The 18,630-nt window shown below is 59.3% G+C and carries 18 protein-coding genes; 10 read left to right on the forward strand and 8 right to left on the reverse strand.

What is annotated here, in order from left to right:
- Positions 1–7 precede the first annotated feature (7 nt).
- The 5 genes from hutU (at position 8) to ABD827_RS02725 (ending at position 7,528) form a co-directional block, all read left to right on the forward strand.
- The gene (hutU, locus tag ABD827_RS02705) at positions 8–1,705 is read left to right on the forward strand and encodes a urocanate hydratase (protein WP_344962111.1); all 1,698 of its coding nucleotides are present in this window, start codon (positions 8–10) and stop codon (positions 1,703–1,705) included.
- 4 nt (positions 1,706–1,709) lie between these two features.
- Positions 1,710–3,242 carry a histidine ammonia-lyase gene (gene hutH / locus ABD827_RS02710; protein WP_344962113.1) on the forward strand — a complete coding sequence of 511 codons (1,533 nt, stop codon included), beginning with the start codon at positions 1,710–1,712 and terminating at the stop codon, positions 3,240–3,242.
- Between the two features lie 263 nt (positions 3,243–3,505).
- Positions 3,506–5,545 (forward strand): TonB-dependent receptor family protein, encoded by a 2,040-nt coding sequence (locus ABD827_RS02715; RefSeq protein ID WP_344962115.1) that lies wholly within the window; start codon positions 3,506–3,508, stop codon positions 5,543–5,545.
- A gap of 104 nt (positions 5,546–5,649) precedes the next feature.
- Positions 5,650–6,324, forward strand: coding sequence for a metal-dependent hydrolase (locus tag ABD827_RS02720; protein ID WP_298715988.1), 675 nt, complete (start codon positions 5,650–5,652; stop codon positions 6,322–6,324).
- A 100-nt stretch (positions 6,325–6,424) separates the two neighbouring features.
- The gene (locus ABD827_RS02725; protein WP_344962117.1) at positions 6,425–7,528 is read left to right on the forward strand and encodes a phosphoribosylaminoimidazolesuccinocarboxamide synthase; all 1,104 of its coding nucleotides are present in this window, start codon (positions 6,425–6,427) and stop codon (positions 7,526–7,528) included.
- A 204-nt stretch (positions 7,529–7,732) separates the two neighbouring features.
- Here ABD827_RS02725 and crp read toward each other — a convergent pair whose 3' ends face one another.
- Positions 7,733–8,371 carry a cAMP-activated global transcriptional regulator CRP gene (gene crp, locus ABD827_RS02730; protein WP_298715984.1) on the reverse strand — a complete coding sequence of 213 codons (639 nt, stop codon included), beginning with the start codon at positions 8,369–8,371 and terminating at the stop codon, positions 7,733–7,735.
- A gap of 181 nt (positions 8,372–8,552) precedes the next feature.
- Here crp and ABD827_RS02735 point away from each other — a divergent pair, with 181 nt between their 5' ends.
- On the forward strand, positions 8,553–8,957 hold the full coding sequence (locus ABD827_RS02735; protein WP_344962122.1) for an OsmC family protein: 405 nt from the start codon (positions 8,553–8,555) through the stop codon (positions 8,955–8,957).
- A gap of 327 nt (positions 8,958–9,284) precedes the next feature.
- Here the strand turns inward: ABD827_RS02735 and ABD827_RS02740 are convergent, their stop codons facing one another.
- From ABD827_RS02740 to ABD827_RS02750, 3 genes are read right to left on the reverse strand one after another with little or no spacing between them, the layout of a single operon-like run.
- Entirely contained in the window at positions 9,285–10,154 is an 870-nt protein-coding gene (locus ABD827_RS02740; protein ID WP_298715981.1) for a phosphoribulokinase, read from the reverse strand.
- Positions 10,155–10,212: 58 nt separating this feature from the next.
- Entirely contained in the window at positions 10,213–10,437 is a 225-nt protein-coding gene (locus ABD827_RS02745) for a YheU family protein (RefSeq protein ID WP_298715979.1), read from the reverse strand.
- Positions 10,434–11,414, reverse strand: coding sequence for a hydrolase (locus tag ABD827_RS02750; RefSeq protein ID WP_344962124.1), 981 nt, complete (start codon positions 11,412–11,414; stop codon positions 10,434–10,436). The genes ABD827_RS02745 and ABD827_RS02750 overlap by 4 nt, the downstream gene beginning before the upstream one ends.
- 156 nt (positions 11,415–11,570) lie before the next feature.
- Here ABD827_RS02750 and ABD827_RS02755 point away from each other — a divergent pair, with 156 nt between their 5' ends.
- Together ABD827_RS02755 and ABD827_RS02760 are read left to right on the forward strand one after the other, a co-directional pair.
- Complete coding sequence (locus ABD827_RS02755) at positions 11,571–12,164, forward strand: LysE family translocator (protein ID WP_344962126.1); 594 nt, start codon at positions 11,571–11,573, stop codon at positions 12,162–12,164.
- An 85-nt stretch (positions 12,165–12,249) separates the two neighbouring features.
- Complete coding sequence (locus ABD827_RS02760; RefSeq protein ID WP_344962128.1) at positions 12,250–13,356, forward strand: 1-acyl-sn-glycerol-3-phosphate acyltransferase; 1,107 nt, start codon at positions 12,250–12,252, stop codon at positions 13,354–13,356.
- Positions 13,357–13,752: 396 nt separating this feature from the next.
- Here the strand turns inward: ABD827_RS02760 and ABD827_RS02765 are convergent, their stop codons facing one another.
- The 4 genes from ABD827_RS02765 to ABD827_RS02780 are packed head-to-tail and all read right to left on the reverse strand — an operon-like array spanning position 13,753 to position 17,662.
- Positions 13,753–14,601 carry a 23S rRNA (adenine(2030)-N(6))-methyltransferase RlmJ gene (locus ABD827_RS02765; RefSeq protein ID WP_344962130.1) on the reverse strand — a complete coding sequence of 283 codons (849 nt, stop codon included), beginning with the start codon at positions 14,599–14,601 and terminating at the stop codon, positions 13,753–13,755.
- Positions 14,602–14,615: 14 nt separating this feature from the next.
- Entirely contained in the window at positions 14,616–15,047 is a 432-nt protein-coding gene (locus ABD827_RS02770; protein ID WP_344962132.1) for a TIGR02444 family protein, read from the reverse strand.
- Positions 15,044–16,942, reverse strand: a complete 1,899-nt coding sequence (locus tag ABD827_RS02775; RefSeq protein ID WP_344962134.1) for an ABC transporter ATP-binding protein — start codon at positions 16,940–16,942, stop codon at positions 15,044–15,046. The genes ABD827_RS02770 and ABD827_RS02775 overlap by 4 nt, the downstream gene beginning before the upstream one ends.
- Positions 16,943–16,972: 30 nt before the next feature.
- Positions 16,973–17,662: a hypothetical protein gene (locus ABD827_RS02780; RefSeq protein WP_344962136.1), complete on the reverse strand. Its 690-nt coding sequence runs from the start codon at positions 17,660–17,662 to the stop codon at positions 16,973–16,975.
- Positions 17,663–17,724: 62 nt separating this feature from the next.
- Between ABD827_RS02780 and ABD827_RS02785 the strand changes: the two genes are divergently transcribed.
- Together ABD827_RS02785 and ABD827_RS02790 are read left to right on the forward strand one after the other, a co-directional pair.
- Positions 17,725–17,925: a YheV family putative zinc ribbon protein gene (locus tag ABD827_RS02785; protein ID WP_298715961.1), complete on the forward strand. Its 201-nt coding sequence runs from the start codon at positions 17,725–17,727 to the stop codon at positions 17,923–17,925.
- 108 nt (positions 17,926–18,033) lie between these two features.
- Entirely contained in the window at positions 18,034–18,555 is a 522-nt protein-coding gene (locus ABD827_RS02790; RefSeq protein ID WP_298715959.1) for an FKBP-type peptidyl-prolyl cis-trans isomerase, read from the forward strand.
- Positions 18,556–18,630 lie beyond the last annotated feature (75 nt).

An 18,630-nucleotide genomic window follows, 5' to 3' on the forward strand; every position in this document is an offset into this window, starting at 1 on the left:
ACCCACCATGTCACAGCAAAATATGTCACAGCAAGACAAGCGCCACGCGCCAGGCCGCGTTATCGAATCACCGACCGGCGTGAACAAAATCTGCAAGAGCTGGCTGACCGAGGCCGCCTACCGCATGCTGCACAACAACCTGCACCCGGACGTGGCCGAGCGCCCCGAAGATCTGGTGGTGTACGGTGGCATCGGCCGTGCGGCCCGCGACTGGAACTGTTTCGATCGCATTGCCGAAGTACTGACCCGGCTGGAAGACGACGAGACCCTGCTGGTGCAATCCGGCAAGCCGGTGGGGGTGTTCAAGACCCACGCCGACGCCCCGCGGGTGCTGCTTGCCAACTCCAACCTGGTGCCGCACTGGGCTAACTGGGAACACTTTAACGAGCTGGATAAGAAAGGCCTGATGATGTACGGCCAGATGACCGCCGGTTCCTGGATCTACATCGGCTCGCAGGGCATAGTGCAGGGCACCTACGAAACCTTCGTCGCCGTGGCCAAGCAGCACTTCAACGGTGTTGCCAAGGGGCGCTGGGTGCTGACCGGTGGCCTGGGTGGCATGGGTGGCGCTCAGCCGCTGGCCGCCACCATGGCCGGTTTCAACTGTATTACCGTTGAGTGTGACGAAACCCGTATCGACTTCCGTCTGCGCACCCGTTATGTCGACAAGAAGGCCTACAGCCTGGACGAGGCGCTGGCCATGATCGATGAAGCCAAGGCCAAGGGCGAAGCGATTTCCGTCGGTCTGCTGGGTAACGCCGCCGATGTATTCCCGGAGCTGGTCGCGCGCAACATCACCCCGGATGTGGTCACCGACCAGACTTCCGCCCACGATCCGCTGAACGGCTACCTGCCTCAGGGCTGGACCATGGAGCATGCCGCCGCCATGCGCAAGCAGGACGAGGCCGCCGTGGTCAAGGCCGCCAAGCAGTCGATGGCGGTACAGGTACAGGCGATGCTGGATCTGCAGGAACGCGGTGCCGCGACCCTGGATTACGGCAACAACATCCGTCAGATGGCGCTGGAAGAAGGGGTGAAGAATGCCTTCGACTTCCCCGGCTTCGTGCCCGCCTATGTGCGCCCGCTGTTCTGCGAAGGCATAGGTCCGTTCCGCTGGGTAGCGCTGAGTGGCGATCCGGAAGATATCTACAAGACCGATGCCAAGGTGAAGGAGCTGATCCCGGACAACCCGCACCTGCACAACTGGCTGGACATGGCGCGCGAGCGCATCGCCTTTCAGGGGCTGCCTGCCCGTATCTGCTGGGTTGGCCTGAAAGACCGCGCCCGTCTGGCGCTGGCCTTCAACGACATGGTCAAGAGCGGCGAATTGAAAGCGCCCATCGTAATAGGTCGTGATCACCTAGACTCCGGCTCCGTTGCCAGCCCCAACCGCGAAACCGAAGCCATGCTCGACGGCTCCGATGCGGTGTCCGATTGGCCGCTGCTCAACGCCCTGCTCAACACCGCCGGCGGCGCGACCTGGGTATCGCTGCACCACGGTGGTGGTGTGGGCATGGGCTTCAGCCAGCACTCGGGTGTGGTAATAGTGGCGGACGGCACCGATGCCGCCGCCGCCCGCCTGGGCCGGGTACTGCGCAACGATCCGGGTACCGGTGTGATGCGTCACGCCGATGCCGGTTATGATATCGCCATCGACTGTGCCCGCGAGCAGGGTCTGGATCTGCCCATGGTTAACAAGGATTAATGTGATGACGACGCTGACCATCAACCCCGGAAAAATGACCCTGGCCGAGATGCGCCAGGTCTACGAACAGCCGGTCCAGCTCAAACTGGCCCCCGGCTGCCACGCCGCGATTCAGGCCTCTGTCGACTGTGTTAACCGCATGGTCGCCGAAGACAGAACCGTGTACGGCATCAACACCGGTTTTGGCCTGCTGGCCAGCACCCGTATCAAGCCGGAAGATCTGGAAACCCTGCAGCGCTCGCTGGTGTTGTCCCACGCCACCGGCCTGGGCGAGCTTGTCAGCGACCAGCTGGTACGCCTCATCATGGTGCTGAAGATCAACGGCCTGGCCCGTGGCTTCTCCGGCATCCGGCTGCAGGTGCTGGAAGCGCTGATGACGCTGGTCAATCACGAAATTTATCCCTGCATTCCGGGCAAGGGCTCCGTCGGCGCCTCCGGCGATCTGGCGCCCCTGGCCCACATGAGCTGTGTGCTGCTGGGAGAAGGAACCGCCCGTTATAAAGGCGAGGTGATCAGCGCCGGTCAGGCGCTGGAAATTGCCGGTCTCACGCCGATGGCGCTGGCACCGAAAGAGGGGCTGGCATTGCTGAACGGCACCCAGGTGTCGACCGCCTTCGCCCTGCGCGGTCTGTTTGAAGCGGAAGACCTGTTCGCCAGCGCCATCGTGATCGGCGGCCTGACCGTGGAGGCCACCCTGAGCTCGCGTCGTCCGTTCGATCCGCGCATCCACGAGGTGCGTGGCCAGCAGGGGCAGATCGATGCCGCCGCCGGTTACCGTCATGTATTGGGCGAGTCCAGCGCAGTCAGCCAGTCTCACAGCAACTGCGCCAAGGTGCAGGACCCGTACTCGCTGCGCTGCCAGCCCCAGGTGATGGGGGCCTGCCTGACTCAGCTGCGTCAGGTGGCCGAGGTGCTGCTGGTGGAGGGCAACGCCGTGTCCGACAACCCGCTGGTATTTGCCGACGATAACGATGTGATCTCCGGCGGTAACTTCCACGCCGAGCCGGTGGCCATGGCGGCGGATAACCTGGCGCTGGCGATTGCCGAAATCGGCTCCCTGAGCGAGCGTCGCGTGTCGCTGATGATGGATACCCACATGTCCGGTTTGCCGCCGTTCCTGGTAGAAAACGGCGGCGTCAACTCCGGTTTCATGATCGCCCAGGTCACCGCCGCGGCGCTGGCCTCCGACAACAAGGCACTGGCGCACCCGCACTCGGTCGACTCGCTGCCGACGTCAGCCAACCAGGAGGACCATGTGTCCATGGCCCCCAACGGCGGCCGTCGGCTGTGGCCGATGGCGGAAAACAGCCGTGGCGTGCTGGCCATCGAATGGCTGGCCGCCTGTCAGGGGCTGGACTTCCGCGATGGCCTCAAGACCACCGAAGCGCTGGAGGTAGCGCGTCAGGCCCTGCGTGAAAAGGTCGGCTACTACGACAAGGACCGCTTCTTCGCCCCGGATATCGAACAGGCCGATGCCCTGCTCAAGGCCAATACCTTGAGCCAACTGGTACAGCCGGGCCTGTTGCCCAGCCATTAAGTGAAACGCGTCATAGGGGAATTTCAGGGGTGCTCAGGCACCCCTTTTTTATAGTTGGAATGAAGTGACAAGAGGGGAGCCGTGCCACCGACGGCATGCGCGGTCAACGAAGATGATAAAAAGTTCAATTTTTTATTGAATTAATAAACCCAATAAAAAATAATACCCAAATATCAATCATTATCATTTGGGTTTATCTTATGGGTTTTGCAGGGAAAGTGAATCGCTCCGCCGGGTTTCATCGCCGTCCGTTAAGTGTTCTGGTGAGCCTGGCGTTACTGCCGGCTATGCCGCTGGCCGCCGCCGAGGCCGTTGCCATCAGCCAGCTGGAGCAGGTGGTGGTGGAGGGCGACTGGCTCGGTACTCCGACCAAAGAAAGCGCCAAAACCTACACCGGGGCCCGTAACGTGGTGGAAAGCGAAGAGCTGCACGAACGCGGCGCCCTCAACCTGGAAGATGCCCTGCGCCAGGTGCCCGGCATTCAGGTGCTGGATGAAACCGGCACCGGCATTTTGCCCAATATCGGGGTGCGCGGCCTGAACCCGCTGCGCAGCGAGCGGGTGCAGTTGCTGGTAGACGGCTATCCGATTGCCATCGGTCCCTATACCAATGTGGGCGTGTCGCTGTTTCCTGTAACCCTGCCCAGCCTGGAAGCGGTGGATATGGTTCGTGGTGGCGCCGCCGTGCATTATGGCCCCAACAACGTGGGCGGGGTGCTGAATCTGATCACCAAACCGATTCCCAATCAGATGGAGCAGACCCTGCGCGAGCGGCTGTTGATCGCCGAGGATACCGGCCATGTGATGACCGATACTTACTACCGGGTGGGCGGCTTCGTCACCGACAACCTGGGCCTGCAGTTCCAGGCCAACCTGCAGCAGGGCAACGGCTTTCGCGATCACTCCGCCACCGACGTGCAGAACTACATTCTCGATGTGGACTACTTCGCGGACGACATCAACGAGTTCAAGGCCCAGCTGCAGTATTATGACGTGACCGCCGATCTGCCCGGCGCCCTGAGCCCCACCGCCTATGAGGCGAACCGCAACCAGTCGCAACGGCCTCATGATGGCTACGACGCCGATATGTGGCGCGCCAACCTGACCTGGATCCATACCCCCAGCGACGATCTGGAAGTCCAGTGGCGCAACTTCGCCCATCGGGCGGACCGAACCTTCTTCTTTGGTCAGGACTCCACCGACTGGGATAACTGGAGCGATCCAGCCAATCCATCCACCGTCGTGGCCGATTCACCCCGCATATTCAACGTTTACGGCACCGAGCCGCGGGTGACCAAACAGCTGAACAATCACACCCTGATGCTGGGCGGCCGTTATGTGCGGGAAGAGGTGGAATTCGACGTCAACCGCCTGACCCTGGCCGACGGCAGTTACAACGATCAGGTGCGGGATTGGGAATTCGTCACCAACGCCTATGCCGCCTATGTCAGCGACACCATCAGTTTGCTGGATGATCGTCTGGCCATCACCCCCGGTATCCGTTACGAAGAAGTGCGCACCGATTACCGGGACGATAATTCCGGCGCCATCAGCGATAACCATACCTCCGAATGGTTGCCCGGCCTGACCGTGGGCCTGCAGGCCAGCGACCAGGTGTTCCTGTTTGCCAATGCCCAGCGCTCCCTGGTACCGGTACAGACCGCTCAGGTGATCCGTGAGGGCGCGGTGGCCAACGAAACCGCCTGGAACTACGAACTGGGCGCGCGCTGGCAGCCGACCGACAGCCTGCAGACTTCAGCCACTTTGTTCCGTATCGATTACCAGGATCAAATCCAGTACAACAAGGCGCAGAGTGTGTATGAAAACCTGGGCGAGACCCGCCAACAGGGCATCGAGCTGGAAGGCCGCTGGCAGGCCACCGACCAGCTGGCGCTGGGACTGGGCTATACCCTGCTGGACAGCGAACAACGAACCGGTACCAACCGGGGCAAAGAACTGCCCAACGCACCGCGACACCATGTGAGCGCCAACGCCACTTACCAGACCGGCCTGTGGACCGCCAGTGCCAGTGCCTTGTATGCGTCCGCGAGCTTCAGCGATGCGGATAATACCGTTACCGAAACTGCCAATGGCAGCAAGGGCGAGCTGCCGTCCTATACCCTGGTCAATACTCGTTTGGGCCGGGACATTCCGCTTGGCAACGACATGACCCTGAATGTGGGTCTGGGTGTCAACAACCTGCTGGACGACGATGCCTACTTCCGTGGCGCCGATGTCAGCCCCATCGGTCGCGTGCCCATGCCCGGCCGCACCTATATGCTGGAAGGCCAGCTGAGCTTCTAAGCTCCGACGTTGTCTGCTTACCATCACAGGGCCATTCAGGCCCTGTTTTTTTATCCAGTATTCACATGCTACACTCGGCGCCTTTTCAGCCGGGAAGGTAGTCGATGGCGGATTTCAGAACGCATATTCAGGTGGCCTCGGTGGCCAGCGGCCTGCTGGCGGGGTCGCTGGCCTGGGCGCAGCTGGTGACCCTGCCCGAGGCGGGCCTGTTGTGGCTGGCGGGTACACTGGGAGGGATACTGCCGGATATCGATGCCGATACGTCCCGCTCCATTCGTATCATCTTCCGCCTGTTCGGCATTCTCGGCACCATGCTGGCGCTGCTGTATGGCCGACAATACCTGCCGCTGGTCGACACCCTGGTATTGGGGGCGGTCGCCTATGTGCTGGTGCGTTATCCCCTGTGCTGGGCCTTCGCCCGCTTTACCGTGCACAGAGGTACCCTGCATTCGCTGCTGGCCAACCTGGTGTTTGCCGGCGGTGGTGTGGTGATTAGCTCTCGTTTATTTCAGTTGCCGGCCGAGCTGGCCTGGCAGCTGGGTATCTTCGTGTTTATCGGTGCCATGATCCACTTGCTGCTGGACGAGCTGTACAGCATCGATCTGGAAGGGCGGCGACTGAAGAAATCGTTCGGCACCGCGCTCAAAATCACCGAATGGCGCTCTCCGCTGGCCAACCTGTTGCTGCTCTCTCTGCTGGCGGCATGCTGGTGGCTGGCGCCCACCGCGCCGTCGCTGCTGCTGGTGCTGCAGCGGCTATTGCCGCTTTCTCACATCTGATAAGATAGCGCGGCCGGCAGCCTCGCCCTTCGATATAAATACAATAACCCGGCGGCGGTGTTTGGCAGCGTTTCAACACTCCACACACAGGACACACGCGATGAGTCTCGCAGACAAGGTATTGGCCGTTAACAACGACCTTCCGATCCGTACCCACCAGCCGGTGCACAGTGGCAAGGTACGCTCTGTATACTGGCTGACCGAAGAAGACAGCCGCCGGCTGATCCAGGAAAAAGGCTATGACGTGGCCGCCGATGCGCCGCTGGCCATCATGGTGATCAGCGATCGCATCTCGGCGTTCGACTGCATCTGGCACGGCGAGGGTGGCATGCAGGGCGTGCCCGGCAAGGGCGCGGCGCTCAACGCCATTTCCAACCACTGGTTCAAGCTGTTCCGCGAGCAGGGCCTGGCCGACAGCCATATTCTGGATATCCCGCATCCCTTCGTGTGGATAGTACAGAAGGCGACTCCGGTGAAGATTGAGGCCATCTGCCGTCAGTACATCACCGGCTCCATGTGGCGCAGCTACGCCAAGGGTGAGCGCGAATTCTGCGGCATTCGTCTGCCGGATGGTCTGCAAAAAGACCAGAAGCTGCCGGAGTTGCTGATGACCCCCTCGACCAAGGGCATTCTCACCGGTATTCCCGGCGTGCCGGAGGCGGACGACGTCAACATCACTCGTCAGAATATCGAAGACAACTTCGCCGCCTTCAACTTCCGTAGTCAGGATGATATTGCCCACTACGAGCGGCTGCTGAAAGAAGGTTTTGAGGTGATAAGCGAGGAGCTGGCCAAAATCGATCAGGTGTTTGTCGATACCAAGTTCGAGTTCGGCTATGTCACCGATGCCGCAGGCAACGAGAAACTGATCTACATGGACGAAGTGGGTACCCCCGACTCGTCCCGAATCTGGGACGGCCCCGCCTATCGCGACGGCCGTATTGTGGAGAACTCGAAAGAGGACTTCCGCCAGCTGCTGCTCAAGCATTTCCCGGACCCGGATATTCTGCTCAATAAAGAGCGGATGCCCGAGCGGGAGGCGTTGGCGCGTGACAATGCGCTGCCGGTTGAGGTGCTGATGGATATTTCCCGCACCTATGTCGGTATTGCCGAGAAAATTACCGGCCAGAAGCTGACATTGTCCGATAATCCCAAGGCGGATATCATCGCCATATTGCGTGACCGGTACGGCTTGATTGATTAAATAAAAAATCCGGGGCTTTCCCGGATTTTTTATTCGTGTCCATGTCCGGGAACGAGCAATAAATTGACTAAATGGTCAGTTCCTTCGAATAGGCGAAGCTGTTTTACCAGTCGCTAGATTCGATACTGATAGTTTGCCTTTGTTAACAAACTAAAAAACCCGGGAAATCCCGGGTTTTTCGGTTATCTGTGGTGAAAGGGCGGTTTAACGGGTGCCGAATACCACTATGGTCTTGCCGTGGGCGGAGATCAGGTTCTGCTCTTCCAGCATTTTAAGAATACGGCCCACGGTTTCCCGCGAGCAACCGACGATCTGGCCGATTTCCTGACGGGTAATCTTGATCTGCATGCCGTCCGGATGGGTCATGGCATCGGGCTGACGGGCCAGGCTGAGCAGGGTTTCCGCGATGCGACCGGTCACGTCGAGGAAGGCCAGATCACCCACTTTCTGGCTGGTGGTTTGCAGTCGTTCGGCCATCTGAGCCGACAGCCGCATCAGAATCTCCGGGTTCACCTGGATCAGCTGACGAAACTTCTTGTAGGAAATCTCGGCCACTTCACAGGGAGATTTGGCACGAACCCAGGCGGTACGCAGTGGATTATCCGTTTCTTCAAACAGCCCCAGCTCACCGATAAAGTCACCCTGATTCAGATAAGACAGGATCATTTCCTTGCCGTCTTCATCTTTTATCAGCACGGAAACCGAACCCTTGACGATGTAATAGAGCGTTTCGGCTTTTTCTCCCGCGTGGATCAGGGAGCTTTTTGCCGGATATTTATGAATATGGCAATGTGACAAAAACCATTCCAGGGTAGGGTCACTTTGGGGCTTGCCAATAACCATGGGTTTTCCTCTTGATTGACTCGGGCTGAACGCCTTGCAAGCAGGCTGCCTGTCTTGTGGTGTAAATAATTCGGTTAGCATAAAAGGCTTGTGGCCTACCATCAAGAGGCTTGGAGTTTTTATCCTGCTCGTTGTCTTTTCGGTGATAGGTTAATATGCGGTTTTTTAGCGAGGAAATGTTATGAAAGCCAAGGTTACCTGGTTGGAAGGAATGCGTTTTGAGGGGTTATCCGAGTCTGGACACAAGATAGTGCTGGATGGCACCAACCCGGGCGAGGGCGTCAGCCCGATGGAAGCGGTGTTGCTGGGCGCCGGTGGTTGCAGCGCCATCGATGTGGTGTCCATTCTGGAAAAGGGACGCCAGCAGGTTACCGGCTGTTACGTGGAGCTGGACGCTGACCGGGCAGAGAATCCGCCCCGGGTCTTTACCGCCATTCGGCTGCACTTTGTGGTTAGCGGTCAGGAGCTGGCCGAGAAGCAGGTGGCCCGGGCCGTCGAGCTGTCGATGGACAAGTACTGCTCGGTGATGAAGATGCTGGAAAAGGCGGTCACCGTCGAGCATTCCTTTGAGATCCGTAACGCCTGAGTAATCAAGGAGAGTCGGACAAAGGGCCCGCTCCTCCGACCCGCTGTGAATACCTCCATGTACGCTCTCTGTTTCATCCCTGAAACAGAAGGTCGGCGGAGCAGATCCCTTTGCCCTCCTCGATGCTCCGGCACCGGCGTCTCCGGTTGGCGCCATTTGCAGGAAACTCGGTGTTCCAGAAGAGGTAACAGAGGGTGCCTCAGCCGACCGTCACATGACAGGGATGTCATGTGCTGAGCGTTACATGGACGTACTTGAAGCGTGTCGGAGGAGGCAACTCTGTTGCCTCTTTATGCTGCCATCCGGTCGGCGACAGAGGTAGTCTGGTTAACGGATCTTGCCGGTTTCCAGTAATCGCTCGAGCATGGGGCGCAGGATCAGCTCCATGGCAAAGCCCATCTTGCCGCCGGGCACCACTATGGTGTTGCGTCGGGACATGAAGGAGCCGTCGATCATCGCCAGCAGATAGGGGAAGTCGACGTTCTTGATGCCACGAAAACGGATCACCATCATGCTTTCGTCGGCGCTGGGGATCACCTTGGCGCTGAACGGGTTGGAGGTATCCACCGTCGGTACCCGCTGAAAATTGATGTGGGTGCGGGAAAACTGGGGGGTGATGAAATTGATGTAGTCCTCCATCGAACGCACGATGGAGTCGGTGACCGCTTCCCGCGAATGACCGCGCTCGGCGGTGTCGCGGATCAGCTTCTGGATCCACTCCAGGTTGACGATCGGCACCATGCCGATCAGCAGATCCACGTGCTGCGCTACATTCTGCTCCTCGGTGACCACGCCGCCGTGCAGCCCCTCGTAAAACAGCAGGTTGGTGTCTTCCGGCAGTTGCTGCCAGGGGGTAAAGGTACCCGGCATCTGATTGAAGGGCACCGCTTCGTCGAAGGTATGCAGATAGCGACGAAACTGACCGACGCCGGTATTGCCATATTCCTTGAAAAAATGCTCTAACAGCTCGAAGTCGTTGGCTTCCGGTCCGAAATAGCTGATATGTCTGCCTTGCTCCCGGGCACGGCGAATCGCCACGTCCATCTCCGGACGGGTATAGCGGTGAAAGCTGTCCCCTTCGAGCATGGCGGCCTTGACCCCGAGCTGGGCGAACATGGAGCGAAAGACTTCGGTAGAAGTCGAGGTGCCGGCACCCGAGGAGCCGGTAACCGCAATAATGGGGTGCTTGGCAGACATAAGGAACCCTGAAATTGATTAAACTGTGAATGTTTATACGCAGTGGGCCGGGGGCAGGTCAAGGTTTGTGATTGAACCGGTCCGCCGGTACTATGTTAACGCTTTCGTGCAGCTCGCTGTAGACAATGACCGCATCGCCAGATTTAAGTTGTTGTTTAACCTGTATAAGTTTTTCATTCAGCGAGATGTCCCGGTCGCCGTATTCGGTGCCTTCCTGCAGTACGAATTGTTCGATCAGATTATTGAGCGTGTCTTCGCTCAATTCGGTAAATGGAATAATCATGCTTTTTCCTGATAGGGGGGCCATTGTTTGGCGAGCCACTCGGGCACCCGCTGTTCCAGCCAGTAGCGGGGGCGCCAGGGCTGGCCATGCATAAAGCCGACATGGCCGCCGGTGCGGCTCAGTTCATAGGTGATCGCCGGCGGCAGCTCGCTGGCGTCGGGGATCACCGTATCGTTCATGAAGGGATCGTCGGCGGCGTGGATCATCAGCGTCGGCGTGCTGATCTTCGACAGCTTGTAAAGACCGGAACAGCGGTGGTAATAATCTTCGGCATCGTTAAAGCCGTGTATCGGCGCCGTGACCTTGTCATCGAACTCGCGCAGGCTGTTGATGCGGGCAAGATTGCCCTGCCAGCGATGATGGGGATGACGGCGCAGCCGCTGCTGCCAGTTGAATTTCATTCGGCCCAGCAGATAGCGCTGATAGAAGCGGGAAAAACCCGAGTTGATGCGATCGGCACAGGCCGACAACTGCAGCGGAGCCGATATCACCACGGCGGCGCACAAGGGATGACGCTTGTGCTCGGCCAGATAGTTGATCAGCATGTTACCGCCGAGCGAATAGCCGATGGCCGCTATCGGCCGTTCCGGATAGCGCTGGCGCAGCAGCTCCAGCACATAATGCGGATCTTCAATGGCGCCGGAATGATAGGCCTGCAGGTAGCGATTGGGTTCGCCGCTGCAACCGCGAAAATGCATCAGCACCGGCTGCCAGCCCTGTTGGTGCAGGGCCGCCATCATGCCTCGAGCATAATGAGACTCGACACAGCCTTCCAGACCATGAAACAGCAGCACCAGCGGCCGGTGTTCGTTCAGCATCGGCAGTGCCCAGGCCAGATCGACAAAATCCCCGTCCGGCAGCTCCAGCCGTTCGCGGCGGGTGTCGATACGCGAGCGATGCAGGTACTTGGCCATAATGGTCTGCACATGCGGATTACGGGCCCACCAGGGGGAATGAAAGCGGCTGGGGTGAATCATAGTGTCCTGTTATTACACTGGGGTGGCACGCCACCGGGACGGTATTAATGTTGATAAAACCATAAGTCGATAAAACCATGAGCGGATAAAATACTGGGCGCCGAGCAGAAAATCGAGTAAAACAAGGCTCTTCAACCGTTATTTGACCAGTACATCATGGATCTCGCCCTGCTCGGCTCCGCCGCCGGCTTTGCCCTGGCTGCCTGTGGCACGCCGGGGCCCAATAATATGTTGCTTACCAGCTCCGGTACTCGCTTCGGTTATGGCCCCACCCTCAAGCTGTTGTTGGGCATTATGCTCGGCCTGCAGCTGCTGATGCTGCTCACCGCCCTGGGGCTGGGGCAGCTGTTTCTGTTGTGGCCGGCCTTGCAATGGGCGCTCAAGATTCTTGGCAGTGGTTACCTGCTATGGCTGGCCTGGAAAATTGGCCGCGCCAGCCCGCCCGTGGCCGGCGTAAGCGCGTCGGGCATGGACTGGCGACAGGGGGCGCTGTTTCAGTTTCTCAATCCCAAATCATGGTTGATGGCGGTGTCGGCCATCAGCGGTTTTACCCTGGCCGGCGAGCAGTACTGGGCTTCTGCTATCGGGGTGCTGGCGATATTTCTGTTGTTCGGCATTATCACCGGCCATGTCTGGGCCTTGTTCGGCATTCATCTGCGCCGCTGGCTGCATACGCCGCAGGATTGGCGGCGTTTTAATCTGGTGATGGCCATATTGACCGCGGCCAGTGTGCTGATGATCTGGCGTTAAGGCGGTTTTTACGCATTATCCTTAGAGTTTGCCGCCAAAGGGTGTAAAATCTGGGCGTTTTTTGCCCCAGGACCCCAAGATTGTCATGGTTTCAGACACAGATTTGTTTAAAGATATTCGTCCCTACCGGGACGACGAAGTTGCCGGTGCTATTCAACGGCTGATCCGCGACGACGAATTTATCGGTGCCATCGCCAAATACCGTTTTTCCACCCTTAGCGGCATCGGTGGCCCCCTCGTCAAGGCGCTGATCCGCCTGTATCTGAGTTGGCGCTGGCGCAAGCTCGACAGCGTTCGCCAGATCCAGCTGGAAGTGGCGACCTACATGGAAAAGATGATCAAGAGCACCACCTCGGGCGTCACTTATTCCGGTCTGGATAAGCTCAAGCCGGGCGAGGGTTATCTGTTTATTTCCAATCATCGTGATATTGCGCTGGATCCGGCGTTCGTCAACTGGGGCCTGCACACCAACGGCCTGGACACGGTACGCATCGCCATCGGCGACAACCTGTTGCGCAAGCCCTGTGCCGCCGAGCTGATGAAGCTGAACAAGAGCTTTATCGTCAAGCGTTCGGCCAAGGGCCCGCGGGAAATGATGAAGGCGTTCAGCGAACTGTCGGCCTACCTGCGCCACTCCCTCGACGACGGCCATTCCATCTGGATTGCCCAGAAAGAAGGGCGCGCCAAGGACGGTAACGATAAAACCGATCCGGCCATCCTCAAGATGTTCTACATGGAAGGCAAGCGGCAGAAAATTCCCTTCGACGACTACATCAAGAGCCTGAATCTGGTGCCGGTTTCCATCTCATACGAATACGATCCCGGTGATGTTGCCAAGGCACGCGAGCTTTACGCCAAGGCGACCCATGGCGCCTATGAGAAAAGCGAGTTCGAAGACGTACAGAGCATAGTGCAGGGTATCGTCGGCCAGAAGGGGCGGGTTCACGTGAGCTTTGGCGAGCCGGTGCGTGGCGAGTTCGACAATGCGGATCAACTGGCGACGGCCATCGATCGGCAGATCCATGCCAACTATCACCTTTTTCCGAATAACCTGCTGGCCGCCGGCCAGACTGCTCAGGTGGATCCCGCTGCCGCCGAGGCATTCGAGCTGCATATGGCTCGAATTCCGGCCGAATTACGCGATCTGGTATTGTCGATGTACGCCTGCCCGGTACTGAACAAGAACCAGTAAACCGGAGTCTTGGTAAACTGCAGAAATGAAAAAGCCGGTAAGGTTGTCATGTTGACGACCTTACCGGCTTTTTTGTTGGCCATACTGTAGCAAAGAGGCAACACAGCCGCCTCCCACGACACGCCATAAACTCATCCCTGAGGGCTCGGGAAATGCCTTCCATGGCATTTCACGGTCGTGGTAGTCGATCTCTGTTGCCTCTTCTCGAGCACCGAGTTGTCTGTAGACGACGCCAACAGGCGACGCAGGAGCATCAGGGAGGGCAAAGGGATCTGCTCAGCCGACCATTCGCGCCAAGGATGGCGCGGCTGAGCCTACACGGATGTATTTACGGCGAGTCGGCGGAGCGGGCCCTTCGCTCTCCTTTCTGAAGCTTGTTTCAGTCGGGAGAGTTTCTTAGCTATCGCTTTTCTTCAGCCACTCCAGTTTCCAGTCGGCGGCCTTGTCCTGGGCCAGGGTGTCTTTCAGTCGCGGCAGCAGCTCGCTCAGCTGTTCATCCAGCTTCCAGGGCGGGTTCAGCACTATCATGCCGGAGCCGTACATGCCGAAGTCGTCGGCTTGCGCGCTGACGCTGAGCTCGGCGCACAATACCTGCTCGAAGCCACAGTTGGCCAACGCCTCCTTGAGCGCGCCACTGCGATCCACGTTTTTGGCCAGCAGCGGATACCAGATGGCATAGATGCCGATGGGCCAGCGCTTGTGGGCCTTGGCCAGGGTCGTGGCCACGGTCTGGTAATCATCCTTCAGCTCGTAGGGCGGATCAATCAGCACCAGGCCACGCTTGGGCGTGGGCGGCAGCAATGCCGGCAGCCCTTCAAAGCCGTTGCGGTGATGAATGGCCGCCTCGGGGCCCATGTTCTGGCGCAACAGGTCCACCTCGTTATGATGCAGCTCCATCAGCGTCAGACTGTCTTGCGGCCGCTGAAAGTGCTCCGCCACCTTGGGCGAGCCGGGATAGAAGTCGAGCGCATCACCCGGGTTCATGGCCTCGATGGCGGCAAAATAACCGGCCAGCTGCGGCCACTTGCGGCGTTGTTGCCATAACGGCGCTATACCACCCAGGTATTCCGCCTTTTTCTGGGTCCACTCGTGATCCAGGGCATAGCCGCCGGCACCCGAGTGGGTGTCGATGTAGCTGTAACCCTTGTCCTTGACGCACAGCGCCTCGAGGATCAGGGCCTGCACCGCGTGTTTGATGACATCGGCGTGATTGCCGGCATGAAAGGCATGACGATAGCTAAGCATGAAAGGTGTCCGTATTAACCGGCGAGTTTAAGCTGCCACAGCGGCGCATCGGCCACCTGCAACAGGGTAAGGTAGGTCAGCAGGCAGCCGCTGCCGGGCTGGGGCGGATGCTGTTCCAGCACTCGCAGCAGCTCCTGTTGCTGCCAGCGTTCCAGCTCCAGCTCATGCTGCAACAGCTGCACATAATCTTCGTTGTCGAGCCGGGATTTGAGCCGGCGGCGCAGCCCGCGCCACTGGCTGAATAGTCCCTGGCGCTGCTGCAACAGGGGCAGGAAATGGGTGGGATCGACCCCTAACCCGCGTTCTTCCAGCATCAACAGCAACAGCAGCAGATTGACGTTGGCGCCGTGTTCGTCCTGCAGTTGCAGGCAGGCCTGAGCCACGCCGGGGCGAGCATAATGCTGTTCGCTGAACTGCCAGAGCTGGTCGGCGCCGGGCAGCATCATGCCTGCTCCAGCTCTTCCAGTTGCTCCTGCAACTCCAGCCACTCGGCTTCCACCTCGGCCAGTTTTTGCTGCAAGGGGATTTGCGCCTTCAGCAGTTGCTGCAGGTTGGCTTTTTGCTCGGCGGCGTAAATGTCCGGGTCGGCCAGGCTCTGCTCGATATCGGCCAGTTGTTGCTGGCACTGCTCCATCTGCTGTTCGAGTTTGCTGATGGCCTTGCGCAGTGGCTGGGTCTGCTGGCGCAGCTCGGCCTGACGGCGTTTTTCCGCCTTGCGATTCTGGGCCGAATTGTCGCCGGCGCTGCTGGTCGACTCCGGCTGGGCCGCCTTGTCCTTCGCCACCAGCCACTGATGGTAATCTTCGATATCGCCATCGAACGGCTGTACCCGGCCGCTATCTACCAGATAGAACTCATCGGTGGTGGCGCGCAGCAGGTGGCGATCGTGCGACACGATAACCATGGCACCCTCGAACACCTGCAACGCCAGGGTGAGCGCTTCGCGCATGTCCAGATCCAGGTGGTTGGTCGGTTCATCCAGCAACAGCAGGTTGGGGCGCTGGTAGACGATCAGCGCCAGCACCAGCCGGGCCTTTTCGCCGCCGGAGAAGGGACCGACCGGATCCTTGACCTGATCGCCCCTGAAGTCGAAACCGCCCAGATAATCGCGCAGGCTCTGCTCGGTGGCCTTGGGGTCGAGTCGGGCGAGGTGAGTCAGTGGCGACTCTTCCAGATGCAGGCTTTCCAGCTGGTGCTGGGCAAAATAACCGAGGGAGATGCCGTTGCTGGCTTCCAGCTTGCCCGACATCGGCGTCAGCTCGCCGGACAGCAGCTTGATAAAGGTCGACTTGCCGGCGCCGTTACGGCCGAGCAGACCGATGCGCGAGCCGGGCACCAGGTTGAGCTTGATGTCGGACAATATGGCCTTGCCGTTGTAGCCGGCAGACAGCTTCTCCATCGCGATCAGGGGAATCGGCAGGCTGGCCGGGGCGCGGAAACTGAAGCTGAACGGCGAGTCTACGTGCGCCGGCAGGATGCGCTCCATTTTTTCCATGGCCTTGAGCCGGCTCTGGGCCTGCTTGGCCTTGCTCGCCTTGTAGCGAAAGCGATCCACGTAGTCCTGCATGTGGCTGAGCGCGCGCTGTTGTTTCTCGAACATGGACTGTTGCAAGGCCAGCTGCTCGGCCCGCATGCGCTCGAAGTCGGAATAATTGCCGGTGTATTCGTTGAGCTGGTTGTTTTCGATGTGGATGATCCGGTTGACCACGGCGTCGAGAAAGTCCCGATCGTGGGAAATCAGGATCAGGGTGCCTTCATAGCTGTTCAGCCAGCGTTCCAGCCAGATCACCGCGTCCAGATCCAGGTGGTTGGTGGGCTCATCGAGCAGCAGCAGATCGGAACGACAAATCAGTGCCTGGGCCAGGTTGAGACGCATGCGCCAACCGCCGGAAAAGGCGCTGACCGGGCGGCCCTGGGCCTCGTTGGAAAAGCCCAGACCGTGCAGTAGTTCGGCGGCGCGGGCATGTACATGGTAGCCGCCGTGAATGTCGAGCCGACCGTGCAGCTCGGCGATGGCAATGCCGTCGTGGCGGTCTTCTGCCTGCACCAGCTCTTTGCACAGACGACGATATTCCCGGTCGCCGTCAATTACGTAATCCAGCGCCGAGCAGCTCAGTGCCGGGGTTTCCTGGGCCACGCTGGCCAGTTGCCAGTCTGCGGGCAGATTGAACTGGCCGCTGTCGATGCCGAGCTCGCCCTTGAACAGGGCGAACAGGGTGGATTTGCCACAGCCGTTTTTCCCCACCAGACCCACTTTCTGGCCGCCGTGAATGGTGGCGTTGGCATCTTTTAACAGGGGGCGGCCGCCCCGAAGTAGTTCAATCTGGTTGAGGGTGATCATAGGATCCTGACTTGTGACAAAAACGGCATTTTACCCGGTTTTACCGCTCCGATGACAGGGGGGTGCCAGCCAATGGCGACAATCCTGTTCAAATTGCGGCACCGAGGTAAAGCCATAACCCTGCACCAACTGTTCGAGATTCGGGCTTTTGGCCAGATCGCGCAGCACCAGCAAGAGCGCGCACTGGCGGCGAAAGCTGTCTGCATCGCAGCCAAAATGGCGGCGAAACTCGGCCTGTTGCGTTGATGCCAGGGTAAAGCCGGTGGGACTGTCGGTGACCAACTGCTGCAACGGCGGTTGCGATGCCACGGGAAGTACCGTCTGCAGTTGCAGCTCGTCGTGCAGTATTCGACACAGGCGGCCATGGGCGCCTTGCCAGTCTTGCTCGCCCGGCCAGTCGGCCAGGCGGCCGGCAATGGCGTTCAGCAGGGGCGAGGGGGTCAACCTGCCGGCCTGGGTAGGCTGTTCCAGCCGGGGCGACAGCTCGACCCGGCTCAGTCGGCTGTGGGCAAAGCCATGCCAGGCAAACAGGGTATCGGCGGGCAGAAAGGCGGCTTCGCCCTCGACCAGCGGATAATAATGGCGGCCCAGCTGCAGCAGCCCGGCGCCCTGGTGCATCAGCAGCAGCACACCCTTGATGTGACGCTGGCGTTTGCCCGGCACCAAGTGAGGTAGATCAAGAAGCTGATGATGAATGCTGTAATGGGCGGTTGTGGTCATTGTAGTAGGTTCATTTTTGGCGGAGAATTCGGGGTCAGGTTTGTCGTTCAGGATGTAAAACCATGGAAACCCGTCGTAAAAAGCGCTTTATTGCCGGGGCCGTTTGCCCCCGCTGTAAGGCCATGGACACCATGATGCTGTATATGGAGCACGGTGTCGAGAAAGTCGAATGTGTCGGCTGCGGCCACACCCAGAGCCAGACCGACGACCAGGTCAGGCAAGCCGGTGGTGGCGATGTGATCGGCGTGTTCAAGCCGGAATAAACGACGACGCACGGCGGTCACAACGAGGGGCACTTGTGTGGCCGTTGCATTTCATCCCGACTTGCCATCCTGTATGCTATGGCAAAATTCACCTGCAGGGTTATTCCCATGAAAGTATCCGAAAACAGCGTGGTTACGCTGGACTTTACCGTCACCAACATCAACGGTGACATCCTCGACTCCACCGAAGGCAAGCAGCCGCTGGAATACCTGCACGGTACCGGCTACCTGGTGGCCGGTCTGGAAGCGGTGCTGAACGACAAGGTCGTTGGCGAAGACTTCGACGTGACCCTGAGCCCCGAGCAGGCTTACGGCGAGCGCGACGATGGCCTGGTACAGTCGGTACCCGGCGAGCTGTTCGACGGCATGGAAGTGGCCGAAGGCGACACCTTCGTGGCCGAGACCGATGACGGCCACCGCCCGGTGACCATCGTTGAAGTAGCGGAAGAATACGTCAAGGTGGACGGTAACCATCCGCTGGCCGGCATGACCCTGACCTTCAAGGGCGTGGTACGCGAAGTGCGTGAAGCGACCGAAGAAGAGCTGGCGCACGGCCACGTACATGGCGAGCATGGTCATGATGACCACGAGCACGACCATGAAGGCGGTTGCTGCGGTCACAAGCACTAAGCTTCGGCTTGGCAGTAAAAAAGGCGCCTCGGCGCCTTTTTTGTTGTCTTACTCCTCACCCCTTACTCCTCACGC

The organism is Oceanisphaera sediminis, assembly GCF_039539745.1.
GTDB lineage: Bacteria > Pseudomonadota > Gammaproteobacteria > Enterobacterales > Aeromonadaceae > Oceanimonas > Oceanimonas sediminis.

Excerpts from the sequence above, each read along its gene's own strand:
- hutU (WP_344962111.1), top strand. The coding sequence starts at position 8 with ATGTCACAGCAAAATATGTCACAGCAAGACAAGCGCCACGCGCCAGGC.
- hutH (WP_344962113.1), top strand. The coding sequence starts at position 1,710 with ATGACGACGCTGACCATCAACCCCGGAAAAATGACCCTGGCCGAGATG.
- ABD827_RS02720 (WP_298715988.1), top strand. The coding sequence starts at position 5,650 with ATGGCGGATTTCAGAACGCATATTCAGGTGGCCTCGGTGGCCAGCGGC.
- ABD827_RS02725 (WP_344962117.1), top strand. The coding sequence starts at position 6,425 with ATGAGTCTCGCAGACAAGGTATTGGCCGTTAACAACGACCTTCCGATC.
- crp (WP_298715984.1), bottom strand. The coding sequence starts at position 8,371 with ATGGTTATTGGCAAGCCCCAAAGTGACCCTACCCTGGAATGGTTTTTG.
- ABD827_RS02735 (WP_344962122.1), top strand. The coding sequence starts at position 8,553 with ATGAAAGCCAAGGTTACCTGGTTGGAAGGAATGCGTTTTGAGGGGTTA.
- ABD827_RS02740 (WP_298715981.1), bottom strand. The coding sequence starts at position 10,154 with ATGTCTGCCAAGCACCCCATTATTGCGGTTACCGGCTCCTCGGGTGCC.
- ABD827_RS02745 (WP_298715979.1), bottom strand. The coding sequence starts at position 10,437 with ATGATTATTCCATTTACCGAATTGAGCGAAGACACGCTCAATAATCTG.
- ABD827_RS02750 (WP_344962124.1), bottom strand. The coding sequence starts at position 11,414 with ATGATTCACCCCAGCCGCTTTCATTCCCCCTGGTGGGCCCGTAATCCG.
- ABD827_RS02755 (WP_344962126.1), top strand. The coding sequence starts at position 11,571 with ATGGATCTCGCCCTGCTCGGCTCCGCCGCCGGCTTTGCCCTGGCTGCC.
- ABD827_RS02760 (WP_344962128.1), top strand. The coding sequence starts at position 12,250 with ATGGTTTCAGACACAGATTTGTTTAAAGATATTCGTCCCTACCGGGAC.
- ABD827_RS02765 (WP_344962130.1), bottom strand. The coding sequence starts at position 14,601 with ATGCTTAGCTATCGTCATGCCTTTCATGCCGGCAATCACGCCGATGTC.
- ABD827_RS02770 (WP_344962132.1), bottom strand. The coding sequence starts at position 15,047 with ATGATGCTGCCCGGCGCCGACCAGCTCTGGCAGTTCAGCGAACAGCAT.
- ABD827_RS02775 (WP_344962134.1), bottom strand. The coding sequence starts at position 16,942 with ATGATCACCCTCAACCAGATTGAACTACTTCGGGGCGGCCGCCCCCTG.
- ABD827_RS02780 (WP_344962136.1), bottom strand. The coding sequence starts at position 17,662 with ATGACCACAACCGCCCATTACAGCATTCATCATCAGCTTCTTGATCTA.
- ABD827_RS02785 (WP_298715961.1), top strand. The coding sequence starts at position 17,725 with ATGGAAACCCGTCGTAAAAAGCGCTTTATTGCCGGGGCCGTTTGCCCC.
- ABD827_RS02790 (WP_298715959.1), top strand. The coding sequence starts at position 18,034 with ATGAAAGTATCCGAAAACAGCGTGGTTACGCTGGACTTTACCGTCACC.